The sequence below is a fragment of the Mycobacterium sp. KBS0706 genome (assembly GCF_005938675.2).
GTDB lineage: Bacteria > Pseudomonadota > Alphaproteobacteria > DSM-16000 > Inquilinaceae > Inquilinus.
The window spans coordinates 1-2,058 of record NZ_VCCH02000250.1; the positions used below are offsets into that span (position 1 = coordinate 1).

At 67.1% G+C, this 2,058-nt stretch carries 2 protein-coding genes and 2 pseudogenes; all 4 read right to left on the bottom strand.

What is annotated here, in order from left to right; all coding sequences use genetic code 11:
* Positions 1-828 carry a hypothetical protein gene (locus FFK22_RS44235; RefSeq protein ID WP_221939293.1) on the bottom strand — a complete coding sequence of 276 codons (828 nt, stop codon included), beginning with the start codon at positions 826-828 and terminating at the stop codon, positions 1-3.
* Positions 725-1,507 (bottom strand): recombinase family protein, encoded by a 783-nt coding sequence (locus FFK22_RS44240; protein ID WP_306770269.1) that lies wholly within the window; start codon positions 1,505-1,507, stop codon positions 725-727. The genes FFK22_RS44235 and FFK22_RS44240 overlap by 104 nt, the downstream gene beginning before the upstream one ends.
* A 57-nt stretch (positions 1,508-1,564) precedes the next feature.
* Positions 1,565-1,828 (bottom strand): annotated as a pseudogene (locus FFK22_RS44695) (recombinase family protein); the annotation flags it as partial.
* Between the two features lie 13 nt (positions 1,829-1,841).
* Positions 1,842-2,058, bottom strand: a pseudogene (locus FFK22_RS41580) (transposase); the annotation flags it as partial.

Sequence of the window (2,058 nt, forward strand, 5' to 3'; positions counted from 1 at the left end):
TTACGCATGTTGATGCCCCTCCTCGTGAGGCTGACAGATTCTGAGGTCGATGCGGCTGATGGTGTGGTTGCGGAGATTGCGGACGGCCTCGATGACGGAGGGGATGTCTCGGAACAGGTAGGCGCCGGTCGGCTGAGGATCGAGCAGCAGGCGCTTCTGTCGGATCTGCACGTAGAGCCAGTTCACAGGGATGTTGAGCCTGGCGGCCAGTTCCGGGGCGCTGAGCAGGCTGGGATCGTGGATCCAACGGCTGCGCTGCACGGTCATCGGCAGAACCTTCTCCGCGCAAGTGGGCGAACGATGCCCCTCCTCGGTGAGGATGGCGGCGATCTTGTCGTCGGGCGTGCCGGCGCGGGCGAGCTCAAGCACACGGTCCCGCATCTCGGTTCCTCGCGTGAGGTCGGCAACGGAGTTGACCATCCTCTTCACTTCGAGGTCGCTCACGGCGCCGCCGCGCCACACGATCCGGACCCGGGCGACGTCCTGTTCGCCGCGGTCGAGCACGACCTTCTCGACGAGACAGCGCAACAGGGCCTTGCGCTGTGTGTCCGTCGTGGCCGCGTCCGCCCAGATCTGCGGCAGGCGGCCAGCGAGGGCGACAACCTTGCCGTCGAGAGCTTTGCCCACTGCCATTCGCGCAACGGGCTGGGGAGCGGTTTGCTGGGCGAGCGCTTCCTCGGCCGCCCGAACTTCGATCAGGGCGGCCTCCCACCGACGCTCGAGCTCACCGGCGACGAGGCGATTGTCCGGATCGACACGGTTGAACTGGCGCTCGGCCAGAGCCGCGGCATAGCGCTTGCGCTCGAGTTGGCGCTCCGCGCCGCGCACCAGCGTCGCGTCGACCTGCTGCTGCGCCCGCCGGGCGCGCGACAGGGCATCGAGTTCGGCAGGCGCCAGCGCCGTCAGGAACGCATCCGCCACGGCCGCATCGATGCGCGCGGCGCGCAGGTGCTGACATGTCGGCAAGCCCTCTTGGGAGCGCAGATGGTTGCAGACGTACTCTCCGCCGCCCTTGTAGCAAGACGTACATCTTGTGGCCGCAGCGTCCGCACCAGACGATGCCGTGCAGCAGAAGATCGCCGTCGCGGGGAGCCCCTCTCGTCTTGATGCGCATGTATTCGGCCCGATTGTCCCTGACGATGCTGCGGATCTTCTCATAGGTGGGCCAATCGATGTAGGACGGGTACCGGTCCTTGACGACGATCCGCCATTCCTCCATTGGCCGGGCGACCTTCATCACCGAGCTGCCGTCGGCCGCACCGGCGCGAATGCGAGTCCGGCCATAGACGAACGCCCCCGCGTAGGCGGGATTCTGCAGGATCGTCGACACCGCCGCGACCGTCGCACGCGTCCAGCGCAGATCGCCGTGTCGGTCGCGGCGCGGGAGGTCGTGGTTGCGATGGTTGAGCATGCGCATGACCTTAGCCACAGTGCGGAGCTTCAGGAATGTGCGGAACACGAGTTCCAGACGCTCCTGAACCTCGACGTCGGGGTCCTTGAAGACCACCCCGCTCGGATCACGCGAGAGACCGATCGGCAGGGTGAGGGCAAGCTCGCCGCGCTCGGCTTTGGCCAGGAGGCCCGCCGTGAGGCGGCTGCGGATTGTGTGCAGCTCGAGCTCCGAGATGGTCCCCTTCAGACCAAGCAGCAGGCGGCCATTGGCGTTGCCGGGATCGTACACGCCATCCCGGTCGGCGATGAGGCATTCGCGCAGGCCGCAGATATCCAGGAGCGGATACCAGTCGGAGCAATACCGCGCGAGGCGCGTCACATCGATCGACAGGATCAGCCCCACCTCGCCAAGCCCGACCCGACCGACAAGTTCCTTGAAGCCGCCCCGTTAGCTTGCTCCAGTGGTCCTTGGGGAACCCCATGTAGGCCAGGATGTCCGCCTCGGCCTGGTCCATGAAGGTGGCGAGCTTGGGGAGCTTGGGCCGGAGCTGGTCGGCGACCTTGCGCCATTGCGCCTGGCCGGCGGCGGCATCCTCCTGGGCGAAGGCGGTGGCGATGAAGGCGGAGACCACCCGGCGACCGCTCTTGCCGGCATGGGCCAGCGCA